The organism is Acinetobacter sp. UBA6571, assembly GCF_002434085.1.
Taxonomy (GTDB): Bacteria; Pseudomonadota; Gammaproteobacteria; order Pseudomonadales; family Moraxellaceae; genus Acinetobacter; species Acinetobacter radioresistens.
The window spans coordinates 26,848-47,759 of the sequence record NZ_DJJJ01000015.1; the positions used below are offsets into that span (position 1 = coordinate 26,848).

At 42.4% G+C, this 20,912-nt stretch carries 17 protein-coding genes; 6 read left to right on the forward strand and 11 right to left on the reverse strand.

Annotated features, from left to right (window positions below):
- Positions 1-6: 6 nt before the first annotated feature.
- Together B3X18_RS02375 and B3X18_RS02380 are read right to left on the reverse strand one after the other, a co-directional pair.
- On the reverse strand, positions 7-1,023 hold the full coding sequence (locus B3X18_RS02375) for an aspartate carbamoyltransferase catalytic subunit (protein WP_005014947.1): 1,017 nt from the start codon (positions 1,021-1,023) through the stop codon (positions 7-9).
- A 221-nt stretch (positions 1,024-1,244) separates the two neighbouring features.
- Positions 1,245-1,580 carry a hypothetical protein gene (locus B3X18_RS02380; protein WP_005014948.1) on the reverse strand — a complete coding sequence of 112 codons (336 nt, stop codon included), beginning with the start codon at positions 1,578-1,580 and terminating at the stop codon, positions 1,245-1,247.
- Positions 1,581-1,881: 301 nt separating this feature from the next.
- Between B3X18_RS02380 and rlmKL the strand changes: the two genes are divergently transcribed.
- The gene (gene rlmKL, locus B3X18_RS02385) at positions 1,882-4,086 is read left to right on the forward strand and encodes a bifunctional 23S rRNA (guanine(2069)-N(7))-methyltransferase RlmK/23S rRNA (guanine(2445)-N(2))-methyltransferase RlmL (protein ID WP_005025394.1); all 2,205 of its coding nucleotides are present in this window, start codon (positions 1,882-1,884) and stop codon (positions 4,084-4,086) included.
- 69 nt (positions 4,087-4,155) lie between these two features.
- Here rlmKL and clpB read toward each other — a convergent pair whose 3' ends face one another.
- Together clpB and B3X18_RS02395 are read right to left on the reverse strand one after the other, a co-directional pair.
- Complete coding sequence (clpB, locus tag B3X18_RS02390) at positions 4,156-6,735, reverse strand: ATP-dependent chaperone ClpB (RefSeq protein WP_005025391.1); 2,580 nt, start codon at positions 6,733-6,735, stop codon at positions 4,156-4,158.
- A gap of 237 nt (positions 6,736-6,972) precedes the next feature.
- Positions 6,973-7,395 carry an OsmC family protein gene (locus B3X18_RS02395; protein ID WP_005025388.1) on the reverse strand — a complete coding sequence of 141 codons (423 nt, stop codon included), beginning with the start codon at positions 7,393-7,395 and terminating at the stop codon, positions 6,973-6,975.
- Between the two features lie 146 nt (positions 7,396-7,541).
- Between B3X18_RS02395 and crp the strand changes: the two genes are divergently transcribed.
- Positions 7,542-8,258: a cAMP-activated global transcriptional regulator CRP gene (gene crp, locus B3X18_RS02400; RefSeq protein ID WP_005014956.1), complete on the forward strand. Its 717-nt coding sequence runs from the start codon at positions 7,542-7,544 to the stop codon at positions 8,256-8,258.
- 240 nt (positions 8,259-8,498) lie between these two features.
- Entirely contained in the window at positions 8,499-9,548 is a 1,050-nt protein-coding gene (locus B3X18_RS02405; protein WP_034670126.1) for an NADP(H)-dependent aldo-keto reductase, read from the forward strand.
- A gap of 51 nt (positions 9,549-9,599) precedes the next feature.
- Here the strand turns inward: B3X18_RS02405 and B3X18_RS02410 are convergent, their stop codons facing one another.
- From B3X18_RS02410 to B3X18_RS02435, 6 genes are all read right to left on the reverse strand, one after another.
- Complete coding sequence (locus B3X18_RS02410; protein WP_005014959.1) at positions 9,600-10,379, reverse strand: M48 family metallopeptidase; 780 nt, start codon at positions 10,377-10,379, stop codon at positions 9,600-9,602.
- 317 nt (positions 10,380-10,696) lie between these two features.
- Positions 10,697-11,005, reverse strand: a complete 309-nt coding sequence (locus B3X18_RS02415; RefSeq protein WP_005014961.1) for a phosphoethanolamine transferase domain-containing protein — start codon at positions 11,003-11,005, stop codon at positions 10,697-10,699.
- Between the two features lie 144 nt (positions 11,006-11,149).
- On the reverse strand, positions 11,150-12,469 hold the full coding sequence (locus tag B3X18_RS02420) for an adenylosuccinate synthase (protein WP_005025384.1): 1,320 nt from the start codon (positions 12,467-12,469) through the stop codon (positions 11,150-11,152).
- A 70-nt stretch (positions 12,470-12,539) separates the two neighbouring features.
- Positions 12,540-13,706: an ATP phosphoribosyltransferase regulatory subunit gene (locus B3X18_RS02425; protein WP_005014965.1), complete on the reverse strand. Its 1,167-nt coding sequence runs from the start codon at positions 13,704-13,706 to the stop codon at positions 12,540-12,542.
- Positions 13,707-14,032: 326 nt separating this feature from the next.
- Positions 14,033-14,353, reverse strand: coding sequence for a hypothetical protein (locus B3X18_RS02430; protein ID WP_005014968.1), 321 nt, complete (start codon positions 14,351-14,353; stop codon positions 14,033-14,035).
- An 81-nt stretch (positions 14,354-14,434) separates the two neighbouring features.
- Entirely contained in the window at positions 14,435-15,457 is a 1,023-nt protein-coding gene (locus B3X18_RS02435; RefSeq protein WP_005014969.1) for a type I glyceraldehyde-3-phosphate dehydrogenase, read from the reverse strand.
- 254 nt (positions 15,458-15,711) lie between these two features.
- On the opposite strand from B3X18_RS02435, the gene alaS reads away from it, so the two are divergent.
- The 3 genes from alaS (at position 15,712) to csrA (ending at position 20,260) form a co-directional block, all read left to right on the forward strand.
- Positions 15,712-18,405, forward strand: a complete 2,694-nt coding sequence (alaS, locus tag B3X18_RS02440; RefSeq protein ID WP_171070504.1) for an alanine--tRNA ligase — start codon at positions 15,712-15,714, stop codon at positions 18,403-18,405.
- Between the two features lie 65 nt (positions 18,406-18,470).
- The gene (locus tag B3X18_RS02445; protein WP_005014971.1) at positions 18,471-19,751 is read left to right on the forward strand and encodes an aspartate kinase; all 1,281 of its coding nucleotides are present in this window, start codon (positions 18,471-18,473) and stop codon (positions 19,749-19,751) included.
- A gap of 254 nt (positions 19,752-20,005) precedes the next feature.
- Positions 20,006-20,260 carry a carbon storage regulator CsrA gene (gene csrA, locus B3X18_RS02450; protein WP_005014972.1) on the forward strand — a complete coding sequence of 85 codons (255 nt, stop codon included), beginning with the start codon at positions 20,006-20,008 and terminating at the stop codon, positions 20,258-20,260.
- A gap of 81 nt (positions 20,261-20,341) precedes the next feature.
- On the opposite strand, the gene rnhB is transcribed toward csrA, so the two are convergent.
- The gene (rnhB, locus tag B3X18_RS02455) at positions 20,342-20,911 is read right to left on the reverse strand and encodes a ribonuclease HII (RefSeq protein ID WP_286935107.1); all 570 of its coding nucleotides are present in this window, start codon (positions 20,909-20,911) and stop codon (positions 20,342-20,344) included.
- Between the last annotated feature and the right edge of the window lies 1 nt (position 20,912).

Below are 20,912 nucleotides of genomic sequence, written 5' to 3' on the forward strand. Positions count from 1 at the left end.
TTACCCTTATATCGCCAACGCTTCAATCAAACCTTTCTCTTCTAACTGCCCTTGCATTGTTAGTGCCAGCACAGCCATACGTACTGCTATACCGTTGGTCACCTGACGCAAGATTACTGACTGCGGACCATCAGCGATGCTGGAGTCGATTTCTACGCCACGGTTCATTGGGCCTGGATGCATGACAATACAATCCGGTTTTGCTAATGCCAGCCGGTCTTCATTCAGTCCATACATTTTATAAAATTCAGACTGTGAAGAAAGTGCAGGTGAATCAATACGTTCATTTTGGATGCGAAGTGCAATAATGACATCGCAATCTTTTACGCCTTCATCCATGTTATTAAAAAGTCGGACTTCCGGACCAAATTCCTTAAAGCCAAAAGGTAATAAGGTATTCGGCGCAATGACGCGGATATCTTTACAGCCTAAGGTCTGTAGCGCGGCTACATCCGAACGTGCTACCCGTGAATGTTTGATATCACCAATAATGGCAACACTTAACTCTTCAAATGGCCGGGCAGTTTCACGACGGATCGTAAGCATATCCAGCATAGCCTGGGTGGGATGGGCGTGACGTCCATCTCCCGCGTTAATGATCCCGATATTCGGGCACACATCTTTTGCAATAAAATGTGCAGCACCTGAAGATGAATGGCGTACAACAAAAAGATCGGCCGCCATTGCTTCAAGATTCCACAGCGTATCACGCAGGGTTTCACCTTTAGATGTACTGGAACGGGCGATATCAATATTCAGTACATTGGCTGATAAACGTTTAGCAGCAGCTTCAAAAGTTGTGCGGGTGCGGGTCGAGTTCTCGAAAAACAGGTTCATGACCGTACGGCCTTCGAGTAAAGGTGAGGTTATGAGTTGGTTTTGATCATTAAAAAAGGAAGAAGCAGTATCGAGAATTTTTATGAGGGTTTGCTGGGAAAGGCCTTCAATGGTCAGAAAATGTTTAAGATGACCGTATTGATTGAGCTGAATCTGACTCGGCGTATGCAGTGCAGCCAAATGCATGAGAGATTCCTTAGACGTTAAGTTAATGCATTATATAGATTCTCCCTCAGTTTGGGCAGCCAGATTTTTCAAAATTTTTAGTAGAATTATTTATTTTATGAACTATTAACCATCTATTTCAAAAAGATAAATTAAATCAGTTCTTCATATTAAGAAATTATTTTTCTTTATTTAAATTTAAATCCAGATTAAGTCTTAAAACTTCCCTGTTTAGAGCATTATTATCTGAGTGCACCAATATAATGATGAGCTACCTGCGCCTGATAATCTGGCTCTTTCGTCACCTCTCTATCAAACAACTCAGTGCTCTCTTCATTATTTTGTGCTTCCACCTCTGCCATGATTGGTGGACAAACTAGAGCAGAGAGACGTGTTACCAAACGGATGAGTTCTGCATCCTGCGTTTTTTTGGCCAACTCCATGACATACTGAGTGTAGCTTTCACTTTCCACCATATACATCACATCAATTACGCGTCCAGATACACGGCGTAAGCGTGTATAAATTAAAGTTGCGATAGAAAAAATATCACTGTGATTTGAAGATAAAATATTCATAAAATTCCCTTATTTTATTTTAAAAAATATTAAGTCAGTTTTGTACATGGTTAGTACATCTGCTTGTATGGCAAATAAACACTAATATGCTCAAGAATTTAGCAAGATACATACCAGAAATTTAAAATATGAAAGGAATTACGTTTAAACCTGTTTAGTTTCATCAAGAGAAATCATTCTCTTTAATAATGCACGGGATAATGAAGATAAACAATTTCTGAAATAACTTCTTAAGATCATCCGCCTAAAACAACGAAAATACGTTAAAATTGTCGTTTGCTTGTCTGGTTTGGAAATTTGCATGAATGCATCGCAACGTTTATCTACTTATTGGGTCACCTGTGCTGATGGTTTGGAGCTCTTGCTTGAAGAGGAAATCGCACAACTCGGTGCGTCAAATGTAGAACGCAAACCAGGCCGGTTAGTTTTTCAAGGTTCTCTGGAGACTGCTTACCGTATCTGTATGTGGTCACGTCTGGCCTCACGCGTATTGTTACCCATTCATACCCAGGAAATCGAGTTTAGTCATGATGCCCGCGATGTGGCTGAAGAACTGTATGATGGTGCGCTTAGCTTTGACTGGTCACTTATTTTTGCACCTCAAAGTACTTTTGCTATCCGTCTGCACGTAGAGCGTGATATTAAGGTCAATACCCAGTTTGCCACCTTACGTGTTAAGGATGGTGTAGTCGATGCCTTTATGGAAGCAGTAGGCCGCCGTCCTAGTATTGATACTAAGCAACCGGAAATTACCTTATACGTATTGGCTGGTAAAACTGAACATACTTATTGTCTGGATTTATCCGGAGATTCCCTGCATAAACGCGGCTATCGTCGCTATATGACCGATGCACCGATTAAAGAGAATCTGGCAGCAGCAATATTACACAAGGCTGGTATTGAAAAAAGAAAGCCGGATATTATTTTAGATCCAATGTGCGGTTCAGGTACGTTTATTATTGAGTCTCTCATGATTCTGACTGACCGGGCTCCGGGCCTGGTACGCCGTTTTGGCTTTAATGGCTGGCATGGTCATGACCGTGAATTATGGATGTCACTTAAAGCCGAAGCAGTAGAACGCCACGAGCAGGCACTTGAACAGCCTTTACCTAAATTTTATGCTTTTGATGCGGACTGGGAAGCGGTTAAAGCTACCCGCCAGAATATTGCTGCCGCCGGATTCGAGAAACAGCTGGAACAGATTCAGGTAGAAGAACGTACACTTGCTGACTGGCCTGAATTCGATGCAGCTGAAAAAACTGCATTTATTGTCACCAATCCCCCATATGGCGAACGTTTAGGCGAGAAAGCTTCTAACCGGGCACTTTATCTCGGTTTATCTGGCCAGTTACAGAAACACTTTCCTAACCAGTATGCAGCAGTAATTGCAGCACAAGTAGAACAGGCAGATGTTCTGGCATTTGAGCATCCTGAAACTCTACGCCTGATGAATGGTAAGCTGCCAATTTATATTCGTTTTGGAACGATCAAACCTGCATCCGATAACGTACCTTTCTTAGAAAAATGGCAGCCTCAAAATGTAGAAATTGAAGGTGCTCAAGATTTTGCTAATCGATTGCAAAAAAATATGCAAACCTTGAAAAAATGGGCAACCAAGGATCGTGTGTTCTGCCTGCGTCTTTATGATGCAGATCTGCCTGATTTTAACGTTGCAGTTGACTTGTACGGTGACCGTTTGCATGTGCAGGAATATGCTCCACCAAAAACGATTGATCCGGAAAAAGCCAAGAAACGTTTTAATTTGGCACTTGCCGCTATCCGGACAGTGACGGGCCTGGGGCGTGATGCGATATTTATTAAAACCCGTGCCCGTCAAGCAGGTAAAGCACAGTATGAAAAGCAGAGTACGGCGTCCAAACGGTTTATTGTTCAGGAAGGACAAGCCAGAATTTTAGTGAACCTGACAGATTATCTAGATACCGGACTGTTTCTCGACCACCGTCAAATGCGCCTACGTATTGCACGTGAGGCTAAAGGTAAACACTTCCTGAATCTGTACAGTTATACTTCTACAGCCAGCCTGCATGCTGCACTCGGCGGGGCAGCCAGTACAACCAGTGTAGACCTGTCAAATACCTACTTAAACTGGTCTAAAGAAAATTTTGTTTTAAACGGCTTAACTGTTGACCATCCTGACCAGCAGCACCAGTTCTTTGCCAGTGACTGTTTTGAGTGGCTTAAAGAAGGCCATGAACAGTATGATATGATTTTTATTGATCCGCCCACTTTCTCAAACTCGAAAAAGTTCTACGGAACCTTTGATGTACAACGTGACCATGTTTCATTACTTAAACGTGCCATGAACCGTCTCACAACCGAAGGTACGCTTTATTTTTCAAATAATTACCGCGGTTTCGAGATGGATGAAGAAATTGAAGCCATGTTTGATATTGAAGAAATCACTCAGGAGACTATCGGGCCGGATTTCAAACGCAATCAGAAAATCCACCGTGCCTGGAAAATCCAGCATTATCCAGTAAATTAAATTTTATCTAGATAAAGTTATGTATAAAATAAAAAAGCCCACATTTAATGTGGGCTTTTTTATACAAATTTAGTTAAGTTTGAGCTTATCAAACTCAAGATGACCATGTTCCCCTTTGATCAAAATATTATCTCCAGCCTGGAATTCACCAGAGAGAATTTTTTGTGCCAAAGTATTTTCTACCTGTGACTGGATAGCACGTTTCAATGGACGCGCGCCATACACCGGGTCGAAACCTGCATCAATTAACAGATCAAAGGCTGTATCATCTATTGTCAAGCTCATATCGCGTTCAGCTAAACGTGAACGTAGACGTTCCAGTTGAATGTCAGCAATACCACGAATCTGTGATTTTTTCAGTGAATGGAAAATCACCAGCTCATCGATCCGGTTAATAAACTCCGGACGGAAATGATGGCTTACTGCATTCATAACCACAGAACGCATTTCTTCATCACTGGCGCCTTCACCCAGTTCCCGAACATCTTGTGAGCCCAGATTCGAAGTCATTACAATGACAGTATTTTTAAAGTCAATCACTCGTCCTTGCGAGTCAGTCAGTCGGCCATCGTCCAGTACCTGTAATAAAATATTAAAGACATCTGGATGAGCCTTCTCGACTTCATCAAACAGAATAACACTATAAGGCTTACGGCGTACTGCTTCAGTCAATACCCCCCCTTCTTCATAACCTACGTAACCTGGAGGTGCGCCTACCAAGCGGCTGACTGAATGTTTTTCCATAAACTCAGACATATCAATCCGGATCATGGCATCGTCACTATCAAACAAGAAATTCGCTAAAGCTTTAGTTAATTCTGTTTTACCTACACCCGTTGGGCCAAGGAACAGGAATGATCCGCTTGGACGGTTTGGATCTGACAATCCGGCACGTGAGCGACGAACAGCATTAGATACCGCAACTACAGCTTCATCCTGCCCAACTACGCGATTATGCAAAAATTCTTCCATATGCAGCAGTTTTTCACGCTCACCTTGCAGCATTTTCGCGACAGGAATACCTGTAGCAGCACTGACGACTTCTGCAATCTCATTATCAGTCACTTTATTACGCAGCAATTTAGGCTCTTCGTGGTCTTCAATCACTTCGTCCTGCTCAAGCTGTTTTTGCAATTCCGGAATAACACCATATTGTAAACGGCTGGCTTCAGCCCAGTCTCCTTCACGTTGGGCTTTTTCTAAAGCAACCCGAGCCTGATCCAGCTCCACCTGTGCTTTTTTGGTTCCCTCTACCAGCGTTTTTTCAGCCTTCCATACTTCTTCAAGATCGTTATATTCTTTCTGAACTTCTTCAATCTGTTTTTCCAGATAGTTGACTTCGGACTTACTTCCAGCATCTTCATCTTTCTTAACGGCTTCAAGCTGCATTTTCAGTTGAATCAGGCGACGGTCCAGCTTATCCAAAGCTTCAGGCTTAGAGTCCAGCTCCATTTTAATTCGTGAAGCTGCCTCATCAATCAGGTCAATGGCTTTATCCGGCAGCTGCCGGTCAGTAATATAACGATGCGACATTTTCGCTGCAGCAATAATCGCCGAGTCTAAAATTTTGACACCGTGATGCACTTCATAACGTTCTTTTAAACCACGCAAAATTGCGATGGTATCTTCTACACTTGGTTCATCTACAAGAACTTTCTGAAAGCGACGTTCAAGTGCCGCATCTTTCTCAATATACTGACGGTATTCATCGAGTGTAGTAGCACCCACACAACGCAGCTCACCACGAGCTAGAGCAGGTTTGAGCATATTACCTGCATCCATGGCGCCATCGGTTTTACCTGCACCTACCAGTGTATGTAACTCGTCAATAAACAGGATCACCCGACCCTCTTGTTTAGCCAGGTCATTTAAAACCGCTTTCAGGCGCTCTTCAAATTCACCACGATATTTTGCACCAGCCAGAAGTGAACCCAAGTCTAAAGACAGTACCTGTTTATCTTTCAAGCTTTCTGGGACTTCACCGTTTACAATACGCTGAGCCAAGCCCTCTACAATGGCTGTCTTACCTACTCCGGGTTCACCGATCAGTACCGGGTTATTTTTGGTACGTCGTGACAAGACCTGAATCGTACGACGAATCTCATCATCACGGCCAATAACCGGATCAAGTTTTCCGGCCAGTGCACGTTCAGTGAGGTTAATGGTATATTTATTTAATGAGTCGCGTTGTTCTTCATGATTATTACTCATGACTTTCTCACTACCTCGAATTTTTTCAATTACAGGGCGTAGCGTCTCTGCAGTTACGCCCACGCCGTTTAAAATAGTTTTACTATTTCCTGACTCTGCTAGTGCCAGCATGACCCAATCGGTAGATATAAATTCATCTCCTGCCTTTTGTGCATAACGGTCAGCCAGATTTAATATTTTTACAGCATCAGGATTTAAATTAATATCTCCAGTAGGGTTAGATAACACTGGCGCATCATTGAAGGCTTTTTCAAGCCGTTGCTGTAGTTCACGAAGATTGGCACCTGCCTGTTGTAGCAAACTTAAGTTGGAAGGTTCCTCAATTAAAGTTGCCAAAATATGGATACTGTCAATTGCAGTATGATCTTTACCCATTGCTAGAGACTGGGCATCAGATAGAGCCTGTTGTAACCGGTTAGTAAATTTTTCGAATCGCATTCTTGTTATTCCTCACAACAATTCTGTACTTGAGTAATAGATGGGAACACTTTTGTAAAATTCAAACAGAATTATATATATTTTTCAAAAGCTTATTAAAACAAAAACATTAGATTTCAGTTATAATATGAGCTCACATCATGAAGGTTTCAAGTATAGGGAGTTCTTTTTCATAAAAATAAACAATAAAAAAATGCCGGTAAAAACCGGCATGCTGATTCAGGCAGTCTAGACTGCTTAAACCGTTTCAATAATTTCATAATCGTGAGTAATTTCTACGCCGCCGTCGGAAAGCATTTTACTGGCAGAACAGTATTTTTCAGCAGAAAGCTCAACTGCCTTGGCAACCTGTTTTTCTTTTATATCTTTACCTGTCACAACAAAGTGCAGATGAATTTTGGTAAACACAGCAGGAATGGTATCAGCACGTTCAGCTTTAAGCTGGCACACCACGTCCTGAATATCTTGGCGAGATTTTTTCAGAATCGTCACAATATCAAATGAAGCACATCCACCCAATCCCATCAGGATAAGTTCCATCGGGCGCGGTCCACGGTTCTCTCCACCATATTCCGCTGACCCATCCATGACGACACTATGACCACTTTCAGATTTAGCTTCGAAAGCAACATTCTCTAGCCAATGAACACTTGTTTGCATTGCAACTACCTAAAAAAAGCTATAAATTTACCAAGTACCTGTACACTAACATAAAACGAGTTGATAAGGAATTTCATCTCTGCTGTGTGACAAGTTCATCTTAGGTCTTGTGCGATCTTCTTATTATCCCCTTCGGAACTCTAGGCATGAATTCTAATTTTTCACAACTCAGTACTGACGCCCTTTCTCCAGGTCAACTACCTGAATCAGTGAAAGCACTACTAAAACGAGCAAAAATTAACAGATTTCCAAAACGTACTACCATTATTGATGCCGGTACAGAATCCAAATCTTTATATCTCATCCTTAAAGGTTCTGTTTCTATTGTACTGCGCGAAGATGATGACCGTGAAATTGTGGTAGCCTATTTAAATCCAGGTGACTTTTTCGGAGAAATGGGGCTTTTTGAAGCCAATCCACAACGTACAGCTGAAGTTCGTACCCGGGAGATGTGTGAAATTGCAGAAATTAGTTATGAGAATTTTCATGAACTGAGTAAACAATTTCCCGATTTAAGCTATGCAGTATTTGCCCAGCTCGTGCGTCGCCTGAAAAACACTACACGTAAAGTAACTGATCTGGCTTTTATTGATGTGTCTGGACGAATTGCGCGCTGCCTGATTGATCTGGCATCTCAGCCTGAGGCCATGATTTTACCTAATGGCCGCCAGATCCGTATTACCCGTCAGGAAATCGGCCGTATTGTAGGCTGCTCACGTGAAATGGTTGGCCGTGTCCTCAAAACTCTTGAGGAGCAAGGTATGATTGAAACAGAAGGTAAAGCGATACTGATCTTTGATAGTTCACTTGAACAGAATAATGAATCATCTGCCTCAGATTTTGATACTGAAGATGAAGAATAAACTCTAGTTTTTATCTATTGAATTAAAGGCAAATCTTCGGGTTTGCCTTTTTCTTGGTAAATATTCTATGAACTATTCTCATACTATCGACCAGTTAGTTATCTATTTCTCATTATTGTGTCGAGTACTATTTTTTCATCCAGAATTTATAGATCAGGCAACGCTTAACTAACCTTAAGACCAAGTTGGCTATCTCTATACCCTGTATTATGCTAATAACAGACTTTTAAAGGGATCATTATGAAATTTCATCCACTTGCCCAGACAGGGATTAAATTACCAGAAATCTGCCTAGGTACCATGACTTTTGGTGAGCAGAATACCCAGTCCGAAGCTTTCCAACAGTTGGCATATGCTTTAGAACAAGGTCTGTACTTCTGGGATACTGCAGAAATGTATCCGGTTCCGCCTAAACCAGAAACCCAAGGTGCCACTGAACGTATTATTGGTAACTGGATTTCCCAACATGGTGGCCGTGATAAATTATTCTTGGCTTCTAAAATTGCAGGCCCCTCTCAAGGCGGTAGCCATATTCGTGATGGTAATACCCGTTTTATTGCTTCAGACATTTCTACTGCACTAGACCAATCCCTACAAAGATTACAAACTGATTATATTGATCTGTACCAATTACATTGGCCACAGCGTCCGACCAATTTTTTTGGTCAACTTGGTTATGGTAACCAGCATGTAGAACTATCTAACCAGGTTACTCCACTAGAAGAGACACTTACTGCCTTAAATGATGAAATTAAGAAAGGTCGTATCCGCTATATTGGCCTTTCCAATGAAACCCCATGGGGGACCATGAAATTTTTACAATTAGCGGAAAAAATGGGACTAGAAAAATTTGTAAGTGTTCAAAATCCCTATAATTTATTAAATCGCACTTATGAAATTGGCATGGCAGAGATTGCCCAATATGAAGGTGTCGGCTTACTGGCTTACTCCCCACTGGCATTCGGTTATCTGACTGGCAAATTCCGCAATGGCGCACGACCTGCAAATGCACGGGTAACACTCTACTCGCGTTTTTCACGCTACTCTAACCCGCAATCCGAATGGGCCACCGAACAGTATGCTTTGCTTGCAGAAAAGCATGGGTTAACATTAACGCAGCTAGCACTGGCATTTATTAAGCAGCAGTTCTTTGTCACCTCAACAATTATTGGCGCAACCAATCTAGATCAGCTTAAAGAAAATGTAGATGCCTTTAAAATAGATTTGAGTCCAGAAATTCTGAAAGGTATAGAGGAAATTCATAAGCAGCAACCTAATCCGGCGCCTTAACGCAGCCCAATAAAAAAAGGATGCCGTGGCATCCTTTTTATAAAATCAATTTTATTTACGCTGATTATAAATTGCCTGTGCTGCTGGCAGATTCTTACGCATTGCAGCAATACGCTCACCATTTGATGGGTGCGTCGATAACCATGAAGAGCCACCTGCCCCTTCAAGCTTGTTCATTTTTTCCCATAAGGTAATCGCAGCTTGCGGATTATAGCCAGCACGTGCCATTAATATTAAACCACCCTGATCGGCACGGCTTTCCAGACTGCGTGAATAGGGTAAACCCACGCCTACCTGAGCACCCAAGTCAAGCGCTGCTGAACCTAGGCTTCCAATAGCATCACCCGCATAAGCCTTGCCTACATTTAATGCCAAACCAGTTAAAGCCTGTGCACCAATCTTGCTTTTAGCATGCTCTTCAAGGGCATGGACCATTTCATGCCCCATAACTGCAGCAATTTCTGCATCAGTCAGGTTAAGCTTGTTGACAATACCGGTATAGACCACCACCTTACCGCCTGGTGCAACATAGGCATTAATCTGGTCAGATTTCAAAACAGTTAGCTGCCAATCAAATTTCACACCAGTCTGATTCATCTGGTCAGCATACGGACGCAAACGGTTAAATACAGTATTTACACGACGGTAAGTACTTGAAGACGTATCTAGCTGATTCTTAGCACGTGCTTCCTGCACCATTTGGTTATAGCTTTGTGCGGCTGTTGCATTTAGGGTCGCGGTATCTGCGCCGGCAAAATCAGCAAGTGTGCTACATCCTGATAATGTCACTGCACCAGCAGCAAAAAAGCTGAGTAGAATTTTGTTGTTCATTATAATGCTCTCCACATGGATGACACGGTCATCCTCAATATAAACAGATGCATTATATTGAAAGCATCATCACCTTAAAATATATAAACGCTTCATAATCATAGGATTTATGTAATTAGTATTTCTTGATTATAAAGGTATTCTTTAGAGCCAATGGCTAAGCGCATCAGTGTTTAAACTGCTTAAGGCATGATGTTTTCGTTAATATCACTCATGTCTTGGTTTACAAAATGAGCTTATTGCTTTTTTTCCATTATTCCCTATTATTCTCAAGATCTATCTCAAATAAACCAGTTCATCTTAACCAGATAGAATTATTAGAGAAAACTGATAAGAATCCATGATACTAAACACACCAGATCCAGTACAAAATAAAAGTGGGCAATTGGCTCAATCTTGTCCTCAATATCAACTTTTTTTCGTTTCCATAATATGTAAAAATTCTGAATCAGGATGAGAGGCGCAATGATCGCAGCCAGTACAAAAGATAAAGCCAGTAAAGTTGTCCAGTGTTGTTCAAGAGCACCATTAGTCTGTATGTAAATCATCCACATCGCTAATGTGGGTGCGCCTCCAATGGCAAAAAGCAATGAGTAAAACATGGTTTTAGACGTGTTACTTTGCATTTTCTTTCCTGAACATATTCAACTAAAAATTTTAAAAGGCAGATTAATTAGCCTTTACATTTTTTACAGCACGACTTTAGTCGGTGAGTAGCTTGGTGTGCATAAAAAAGCCCCGCTGAAGCGAGGCTTTTAACCGTTTATTATTTAGGCATCAAACGGATGGCGCAATACAATAGTTTCTGCACGGTCCGGACCAGTTGAAATGATGTCGATTGGACATTCAATCAATTGCTCAAGACGTTTTACATAGTTCAATGCAGCTTGTGGCAACTGATCCAGTGATTTCGCACCAAAAGTTGACTCAGACCAGCCTGGCATAGTTTCGTAAATCGGTTTTAAAGTTTCGAATGCAAGCGCATCAGAAGAACCAACACAACCAGAATCTGCAGCTTCATAGCCTACACAGATTTTCACTTCTTCCAAACCGTCAAGAACGTCAAGTTTAGTCAGGCAAATACCAGAAAGTGAGTTTACATCAACTGAACGGCGCAGAATTTCAGCATCGAACCAGCCACAACGACGTTGACGACCAGTAGAGGCACCAAATTCATTACCAATCGTACCTAGGTGTTTACCAATTGCATCACCTGTGTCATTTGCAGCGTCATACACCAGCTCAGTTGGGAATGGGCCTGCACCTACACGCGTTGTGTACGCTTTGGTAATACCCAGTACATAATCAAGATGCAATGGACCTAGACCTGAACCAGAGCTTACACCACCAGCAGTTGTATTCGAAGAAGTTACATACGGGTATGTACCGTGATCAACGTCAAGAAGTGAACCTTGCGCGCCTTCGAACATGATGTTGTCACCGTTTTTACGGTAGTTATGCAATTCAGTAGTTACGTCCACAACCAGTGGAGCAACAACCTTACGCCATTCATCACACAGTGCCAGCACATCTTCCAGTTTAACTGCTTCAACACCGTAGTATTGAGTCAACTGGAAGTTATGGTAGTCCAGAAGTTCAGTCAGCTGAGCTGTAAGATGTTCACCACCACGTACTAGGTCAGCAACGCGGATGGCACGACGTGCAACCTTGTCTTCATACGCAGGTCCAATACCGCGACCAGTCGTGCCAATTTTAGCATTACCGCGTTTTTTCTCACGTGCCTGGTCAAGTGCAATATGGTTAGGCAAAATAAGTGGGCAGTTAGGAGAAATACGCAGGCGCTCTTTTACCGGTACACCTTCTTTTTCCAGAATACTCATTTCTTCAATTAGTGCTGCTGGAGAAAGCACAACACCATTGCCAATCAGGCACAGAACATTTTCACGCAAGATTCCTGATGGAATGAGGTGTAAAACAGTCTTTTTACCACCGACCACTAGTGTATGGCCCGCATTGTGTCCACCCTGATAGCGAACAACTGCAGCCGCCTGATCAGTGAGCAGATCGACGATTTTACCTTTACCTTCGTCGCCCCATTGGGTACCAAGTACCACAACATTCTTGCCCATAATAGCCTCATTACATCATGCTGTTAAAATTGAAAACCAGTTCGAATGACATGAACATTCAAACAGGCGATTAAATTTTTTCGAGATTCCAGTGACCTGCAACTTGCACTAACTGGTGTGTTGCATTCGGTACAGAACTCAAGTCATCTTGTCCAAGCAGCTGAACTACACTCAGCCCTTCAGTACGTAACCGCTCAATCATCTTTAACAAGTCGGTATCGGTACCTTTAGGGGCAACAACAATACTTAACTCATTAAACTGGCCTGCACTTAAAGCATATAAGTCACAGCTAAAACCAGTTGCAGGGCGCGCCCGTCCGAAATGCTCACCAATACCATCATAACGGCCACCCTGTGCCAGTGGTGCTGCACGATTTGGCGCATACACGGCATACATCAGACCAGTATGATAATGGTAAGAACGCAGTTCGACTACGTCGATACCGATATGCAGGTTCGGCCAGCGTGCCTGAATTTCAGACTGCGTCGTTTTCACTGCATCAAATGCCTGTTTAAAGGCTGCATTCTTTAAAATTTCAGCACTTAAATTTGCTTCTAAAGCACCCAGATCACTGGCATAGCGTCCAAGTACATAGAAATCTGAACCAAAATGAAGTGTTTGGGTAAATTCTGCCAGCTCTGGTAGAGCTTTACGCTGGTATAAATCCGAAAGTTGGTGTTCAGTAGCTTTATTTAAGCCTGCCTGTTTTACCAGACTACGGAACAGTCCTACATGGCCCAGATCCAGGTGAATACCATCAGTCAGGTCAGCTTTCTGAATCAGGCTGATCATCAGGTCAACCATTTCAACATCAGCATCTATACTTTCTGAACCAAAAAGCTCGGCACCCAGTTGCAGCGGTGCACGGGTGGCACTAAAACCCTGAGGTTTAGTATGCAAGACAGTACCTGCGTAGCAATAACGAGCCACACCTTCTACCGGACGCACATGTGCATCAATACGAGCCACTTGCGGAGTCATGTCTGCACGTATACCCAGTAACCGGCCTGTTAACTGGTCAATTACCTTAAAAGTGGCAAGGTCCAGGTCTTGATTTGCTTCTGAAAGAGAAGATAGAGATTCGATATATTCTATAAAAGGTGTATAGACTAACTGATAACCTCGTGAGACGAGGAAATCTAAAGCTTTACGGCGCAGTTTTTCAATTATTTGCGCTTGTTCTGGCAATACATCAGCTACACCATCAGGTAATAACCATGTCTCTGAAATGGGCATGCGGTAAACCTAAATTCTTGTCAGCGCGGAAATGATCCGCATAAAAAAATCGGGAACACACCCGATTTCTCCTATCTTAGCACGATCATTTCAGTCATGCACCAGAGTTTTTCAGTTTTATAAAAGCTTTCTAAGCTTGGCCTAATTTTTATGTTTAATGAAATAAAACAGAGACTTTTACCGAGCTTTTACTCTACTGCCTAAACTTTTCATACAGAAAGCAGCTACACTTTATATTTTGTATCAGACTTCAAAGCACAAAATGAATTTTTGAAAATTCAAAATTATAAAGTCTGTTTTAAATATAAATTATCAATTTTACTCTTTTATTTTAGTTCAGTCTTTCCAAGCAAAGCCTGGTATTTTTTAAGCAAAATCACCAACTCTGCATTTTGTTGTTCGAGCGCATTTAGTTTAGTTACGGTCTGGCTAAGAATTTCACGATCAGCATGTACACTTTTAACCAGTTCCTGCATGATTTCTAGCGTACGTTTCAGATTCCCTTCCAGAAGAACAATTTTTTCTTCCAAATGGTGTTGCTGATCCAAGTCCGTTTCCATATTCTGTTCTTTGCGAAAGTTTAGCCAGAACAGAAAAATGACCGCAATTATTAATACAGCAATAAAAGCCCACATCAGTAAAAACATCGTATTATCCCCAAGAAAAAGTTAAAGGCCGTGTTGTAAATATTTTGCGGGTAGTCCTTCTTAATTCATCCTATATATCTGTTATTCAAAAGACTGGCATAAATCCAGCAAACGGTTGGCATATCCCCACTCGTTATCATACCAGGCAAATACTTTGGCCTGGTGCCCGACCACCAGAGTCTGTGATAGATCGACAATTAATGAATAAGGTGAATGGTTAAAATCACTTGACACCAGAGGCTCATCGGTCACCGCCATAATCTGGGCATAATCATATTGCGCGGATTTGATTAATACTTCATTAATTTTATGTACTGTAATAGGCGTATGCGAAATAAAGGTCAGATCAATAGCCGCGACATTAATTGTAGGTACACGAATCGAATAACCTTCAATCCGGTTTTCCATTTTGGGCATAACCCGTTTTAAGGCCCCCAATGCACTAGATGTAGTAGGAATAATATTCTGACCTGATGCCCGGGCACGACGCAGATCGCGATGAGCTTTATCCAGTACGGTCTGGTCTGCAGTGACGGCATGAATCTCGGTCATCATGGCCGTATCTATGCCAAATGCGTCATCAATAATCTTGACGAGTGGTACTAAAGCCTGCGTGGTACAAGACACGCTAGAGATAATCTGGTCACTGGCTTTAATTTCGTGGTGATTCACCCCATATACAATTGCAGCATCCACCGTGTCAAAAGGTGCAGCACCTATAATAACGCGTTTCGCACCAGCCTTAATATGTCGGGTAGCCGCCTCACGTGAACGGAATAGTCCGGTACATTCCAGTACAACATCAACATTAAGCTGCTGCCATGGAAGCGCTGCCGGTTCCGCGATATTTAATACGCGCACATTGAGTGTTTTTGTACCGGCAGAAATATTTAGCACAATCTGTTCATTTTTCTGTGATATTTCTACATTCCCAGCAAAACGGCCGTGAGTAGTATCATACCTGAACAGATGAACCAGAGTTTCTACATCAGCAATATCGTTAATGGCTACAATATCAAAATTAAAGGCTTTCGGGTTTTCAAACCAGGCACGCAGTACATTTCGACCGATACGTCCAAAACCATTGATGGCCACTCGCTGCATGCCAGATCCTTGTTTTACCCAGTAAAAGAACGATGCCTATGTTAAAACATCCAGCTTGTACTTGGACACAGCATTTTTGAATAATCCTGGTTTTATCGCTATTTTGATGGTAAAAACGTTGGTGCCCCTTATATTTTCCGGTATAATTTGGCGTTTTTTTAAAGTTTTACCTTTACATCAATCACTAAGCTGTCACCTTTTGACCTTAGAATTAGATGTACCTAACCAAATTAAGACTAAGGAGTGACTTGGTTGTGAGTACTCGTTTTATGACATCAGCTGAAATTCGTGAAGCATTTTTGCGTTACTTTGAATCGCAAGGGCATACACGTGTCGCGTCAAGTTCACTAGTACCCGCCAATGATCCTACCCTGCTTTTCACCAACGCAGGCATGAACCAGTTTAAAGACTGCTTTTTAGGTGCAGAAAAACGCGATTATGTACGAGCAGTCTCTAGCCAGAAATGTGTACGTGCTGGCGGCAAACATAATGACCTCGACAATGTAGGCTACACAGCCCGCCACCATACTTTCTTTGAAATGCTGGGTAACTTTTCTTTTGGTGATTATTTTAAGCGTGATGCCATCAAGTTTGCCTGGGAATTCTTAACCAGCGAGCAATGGCTGGCACTTCCTAAAGACCGTTTATATGCGACGGTTTATCATACTGATGATGAAGCTTTTGATATCTGGAACAAGGAAATTGGTCTGGATGCCGAGCGCATTATCCGTATTGGTGATAACAAAGGTGAAAAATACGCTTCGGATAATTTCTGGACAATGGGTGATACAGGTCCATGTGGTCCATGTTCTGAAATTTTCTATGACCACGGTGACCATATTTGGGGCGGACTGCCAGGCACTCCTGAAGAAGATGGTGATCGCTTTATTGAAATATGGAACAACGTTTTCATGCAGTTTAACCGTACTGCTGACGGAGTTTTACATGCACTTCCGGCACCTTCTGTGGATACCGGTATGGGACTCGAACGTATTTCCGCAGTTTTACAGCATGTTAATTCAAACTATGAAATTGACCTGTTTCAGCACTTACTTAAAGCTGCTGCCGAAATTATTGGTGTAGATACCGCTTCACTTGAAGCCGAAGCTAAAGAAAAAAATACGCCTGTTCAGTACCCGGCTTCTTTAAAAGTAGTTGCAGATCATGCCCGCTCTTGCTGTTTCCTGATTGCTGACGGTGTTAACCCGTCTAATGAAGGCCGTGGTTATGTTCTTCGCCGTATTATCCGTCGTGCTGTACGTCATGGAAACAAACTCGGCGCAACAGGTACATTCTTCTATAAAATGCTACAGCCGCTAATTGAAGTAATGGGTACAGCTTATCCGGAACTTGAAGCCAATAAAGCACGTATCGAAGCTGCACTGATCAAAGAAGAAGAGCAATTTGCAAAAACACTCGAGCAAGGTTTAAAACTTCTTGAAGGTGAATTGACTCAGCTAAAAGGCTCAATAATTCCAGGCGAAATTGTATTTAAACTTTACGATACTTATGGCTTCCCGGTTGACTTGACAGCGGATATCGCACGTGAACGTGACTTGAGTATTGATGAGGCAGGTTTTGAAAAAGAAATGGCTGCCCAGCGTCAACGTGCGCGTGAAGCAGGCAAGTTTGCAGTGGACTATAACAGCATTGTTAAAGTTGAAGATGAAACCGAGTTCAGTGGCTATGATGCCACTGAAGGTCAGGGCCAGATTATTGCCATCTATAAAGATGGGACTCTAGTCGATGAAGTTACTGAAGGGGACGAAGCTTTAATCGTATTAAACCAGACGCCATTTTATGCAGAAAGTGGCGGCCAGATTGGTGATACAGGTATCTTCAAAAATGAAACAGGTATTTTTGAAGTTCAGGACACTAAAAAATCTGGCAATGCTTTTGTTCACCAGGGCATCGTGACGATGGGTAACCTAAAAGTTACTCAAAATGTAGAAGCAACCGTGAAAGCAGAACTTCGTGCAGCAACTGCGCGTAATCACTCAGCAACACATTTGTTGCATGCTGCGCTTCGCCAAATTCTGGGTTCGCATGTACAGCAAAAAGGCTCTCTGGTTGCTTCCGACATTTTGCGTTTTGATTTTGCCAATGACCAGCCTGTCACTTTCGAGCAGCTTCAACAAATCGAACGTCTTGTTAATGCTGAGGTTATTGCAAATACTGCTGTGACTACCGAACTGCTGGATATTGAAACTGCCAAAACCAAAGGTGCAATGATGCTGTTTGGCGAGAAATATGGCAGCGAAGTGCGTGTGTTATCTATGGGTTCGGTTATTGAAGAGAAAAACTTCTCGGTTGAGCTCTGTGGTGGTATTCATGTTAAACGTACAGGTGATATTGGTCTATTTAAAATCACTTCTGAAAGTGGTGTGGCCGCAGGTATTCGACGTATTGAAGCAGTGACAGGTACGAAAGCGCTTGAGCTGGTTCAAAAGGCAGATTCTGATATTCATCAGATTAACAGCTTGTTAAAAGCACAAAAAGATCAAACTGTAGAGCGTGTTCAAACTGCGGTTGAAAATGTATCCGCATTACAGAAGCAGATTGAACAGCTCAACCAAAAGTTGGCAAACTTCCAGGCAGCTGAACTTTTAAGCCAAGTTCAGACTGTGGCAGGTCGTTCTACACTGATCACCACTGTTCAGGGTATGGATGCGAAATCTCTTCGTAACCTGCACGACAGTACCAAGTCTAAACTAGACCATGCAGTGATTGTACTTGCAGGTGTAGACGGCGACAAAGTCAGCCTGATTGCATCTGTAGCAAAAGACTTCACTTCATCTATCAAGGCAGGTGACATCATTAAACATCTTGCAACGGAACTCGGTGGCAAAGGTGGAGGTAAACCTGACTTGGCACAAGGTGGCGCGCCACTTAACGAGAAGTTTGAACAGGTCATGGCAGATTTAACTGCTTGGCTTGAAGCAAAATAAACTTCACTTTTTGTGTAACTGACCCTGATCGGTGAAATCGGGGTCATGGCTTATATGGAACAACTATGGCATTAATCGTTCAAAAATATGGCGGTACTTCTATGGGTACCCCCGAGCGCATTTTAAATGTTGCTCGTCGTGTGAAGCGCTGGCATGAGCACGGCCACAAGGTAGTGGTAGTAGTGTCAGCAATGAGTGGTGAAACCAACCGCTTACTTGCTCTCGCGAAAGCCATTACCGAAAATCCTGACCCACGCGAACTTGACCAGATGGTTTCTACGGGTGAACAGGTAACGATTTCCATGTTAGCAATGGCGCTGAACTCTATTGGCGTTGACGCTAAATCATTGACCGGACGCCAGGTTGGCATTAAAACCGATAGCGCATTCACCAAGGCACGTATCGAATCAATTGACACTGACGTTATGACCCAACACCTCGATGCAGGTCGTGTGATCGTGGTTGCCGGCTTTCAGGGTGTAGACGAATTGGGCAATACCACAACGCTTGGTCGTGGCGGCTCAGATACAACTGGTGTTGCACTTGCTGCAGCACTAAAAGCAGATGAATGCCAGATTTACACCGATGTTGATGGTGTCTATACCACTGATCCCCGTGTTGCTCCAAAAGCTAAAAAAATTGACCGTATTTCTTTTGAAGAAATGCTGGAAATGGCCTCTCTTGGTTCAAAAGTACTGCAAATCCGCTCTGTAGAATTTGCAGGTAAATATCAGGTTCCTTTGCGCGTATTATCAAGTTTTGACAATGACGAAGATGGCGCATTTGACGAAGAATTCAAAAAGAACGTGGGCACACTCATCACTACAGAAGCGGAAGATAACATGGAACAGCCAATCATCTCAGGTATCGCGTTTAACCGTGACGAAGCAAAACTGACTATTCTAGGGGTTCCTGACGAGCCAGGTATTGCATCTAAAATTCTGTCTCCGATTGGTGCAGCCAATATCGAAGTCGACATGATTATCCAGAATGTTGAAGAAGATGGAACTACGGATTTCACCTTCACTGTTAACCGTGGTGAGCTGGCTAAAGCAAAAGCTATTCTTGAAGAAACAGCTAAAGCGATTGGTGCGCGTGAAGTTGCTACTCGTGATGATATCGTCAAAGTTTCTATTGTCGGTGTTGGCATGCGTTCCCATGCAGGCGTGGCAAGCAAAATGTTTACTGGCCTGGCTGAAGAAGGCATCAATATTCTGATGATTTCTACATCTGAAATTAAGATCTCTGTCATCATTGAAGAGAACTATCTGGAGCTGGCTGTACGCTCTTTACACACTACGTTTGGTCTAGACCGCGAGCATGGTGAATCCAGCGTTCGCGCTTAAGTGCCTTTTCTGAAAGAACAATAGTTATACTGTTCTTTCAGAGAATAAGAATAAAAAATCAAAGCCACTATAGTTTTTTCTATAGTGGCTCTGTTATATTACCGATTAAGGTTATTGGAAAATTTTAGTAGAATTTATTCAGCTACCTAATTTGTCATATAATCCTGTTAAAATTTTCTCTGATACCAAGGTTGTGACTTTTCGCTTTTTTGATTAGAGCTTTTGCAGGTTTAGCGTTTAGCAAGGAGATAAACATGCTGATTCTGACCCGTCGCGTCGGAGAAACATTAATGATTGGGGACCAAGTCAGTGTTACTGTACTTGGAGTAAAGGGCAACCAGGTCCGTATTGGTGTCAATGCTCCAAAAGAAGTATCTGTTCACCGGGAAGAGATTTACCAACGTATTCAGCATGAACGTGCGATGCATGAACATCTTCAACACCTCGACCAAGACTATCAGCCTTCTTTCGAAGATGAGAATTATTCACAAAATGATTTTAATCGATAGCAGATGGCCATTCTTGATTAGTAAAGCGGCTTTATTGGCCGCTTTAATATTTTAAGGTGATTGAGAAATTAGATAAAATTATTACTCATTTAACAAAGCCAAGACCTTCTTAACCGGCGCATAGCTACGCCGATGCTCATCAATTACACCATGTATACCAATTGCCTCAAAATGAGCTTTGGTCGGATAACCTTTATGTTTGGCAAAACCGTAATGTGGGTAACGTTGATCTAGTAAGACCATTTGCCGGTCACGTGCTACTTTAGCCAGAATACTTGCGGCCGAAATTTCCTGGTATAAAGCATCCCCTCCTACTACAGCTTCACAGCTCATCTTTAGGCCAGCAGGTTCTTTATTACCATCGACCAGCACTTTATCCGGTTGAATTGATAAACCTTCCACAGCACGACGCATTGCCAGTAATGAAGCCTGCAAGATATTTATTTCATCAATTTCAGCAGCGCTTGCTTCTGCAATGCACCAAGCCAAAGCTTTTTCCTGAATCTCGACAAAAAGCTTTTCACGTTTTTTTTCTGTCAGTTTTTTGGAATCATTCAAACCTTCGATTGGACGAGCTGGATCGAGAATGACTGCAGCTGCCACGACAGCACCTACCAATGGTCCACGCCCTGCTTCATCTACACCTGCAATT

Coding starts and splice junctions, on each gene's coding strand:
- B3X18_RS02375 (WP_005014947.1), bottom strand. CDS start 1,023: ATGCATTTGGCTGCACTGCATACGCCGAGTCAGATTCAGCTCAATCAA.
- B3X18_RS02380 (WP_005014948.1), bottom strand. CDS start 1,580: ATGAATATTTTATCTTCAAATCACAGTGATATTTTTTCTATCGCAACT.
- rlmKL (WP_005025394.1), top strand. CDS start 1,882: ATGAATGCATCGCAACGTTTATCTACTTATTGGGTCACCTGTGCTGAT.
- clpB (WP_005025391.1), bottom strand. CDS start 6,735: ATGCGATTCGAAAAATTTACTAACCGGTTACAACAGGCTCTATCTGAT.
- B3X18_RS02395 (WP_005025388.1), bottom strand. CDS start 7,395: ATGCAAACAAGTGTTCATTGGCTAGAGAATGTTGCTTTCGAAGCTAAA.
- crp (WP_005014956.1), top strand. CDS start 7,542: ATGAATTCTAATTTTTCACAACTCAGTACTGACGCCCTTTCTCCAGGT.
- B3X18_RS02405 (WP_034670126.1), top strand. CDS start 8,499: ATGAAATTTCATCCACTTGCCCAGACAGGGATTAAATTACCAGAAATC.
- B3X18_RS02410 (WP_005014959.1), bottom strand. CDS start 10,379: ATGAACAACAAAATTCTACTCAGCTTTTTTGCTGCTGGTGCAGTGACA.
- B3X18_RS02415 (WP_005014961.1), bottom strand. CDS start 11,005: ATGCAAAGTAACACGTCTAAAACCATGTTTTACTCATTGCTTTTTGCC.
- B3X18_RS02420 (WP_005025384.1), bottom strand. CDS start 12,469: ATGGGCAAGAATGTTGTGGTACTTGGTACCCAATGGGGCGACGAAGGT.
- B3X18_RS02425 (WP_005014965.1), bottom strand. CDS start 13,706: ATGCCCATTTCAGAGACATGGTTATTACCTGATGGTGTAGCTGATGTA.
- B3X18_RS02430 (WP_005014968.1), bottom strand. CDS start 14,353: ATGTTTTTACTGATGTGGGCTTTTATTGCTGTATTAATAATTGCGGTC.
- B3X18_RS02435 (WP_005014969.1), bottom strand. CDS start 15,457: ATGCAGCGAGTGGCCATCAATGGTTTTGGACGTATCGGTCGAAATGTA.
- B3X18_RS02445 (WP_005014971.1), top strand. CDS start 18,471: ATGGCATTAATCGTTCAAAAATATGGCGGTACTTCTATGGGTACCCCC.
- csrA (WP_005014972.1), top strand. CDS start 20,006: ATGCTGATTCTGACCCGTCGCGTCGGAGAAACATTAATGATTGGGGAC.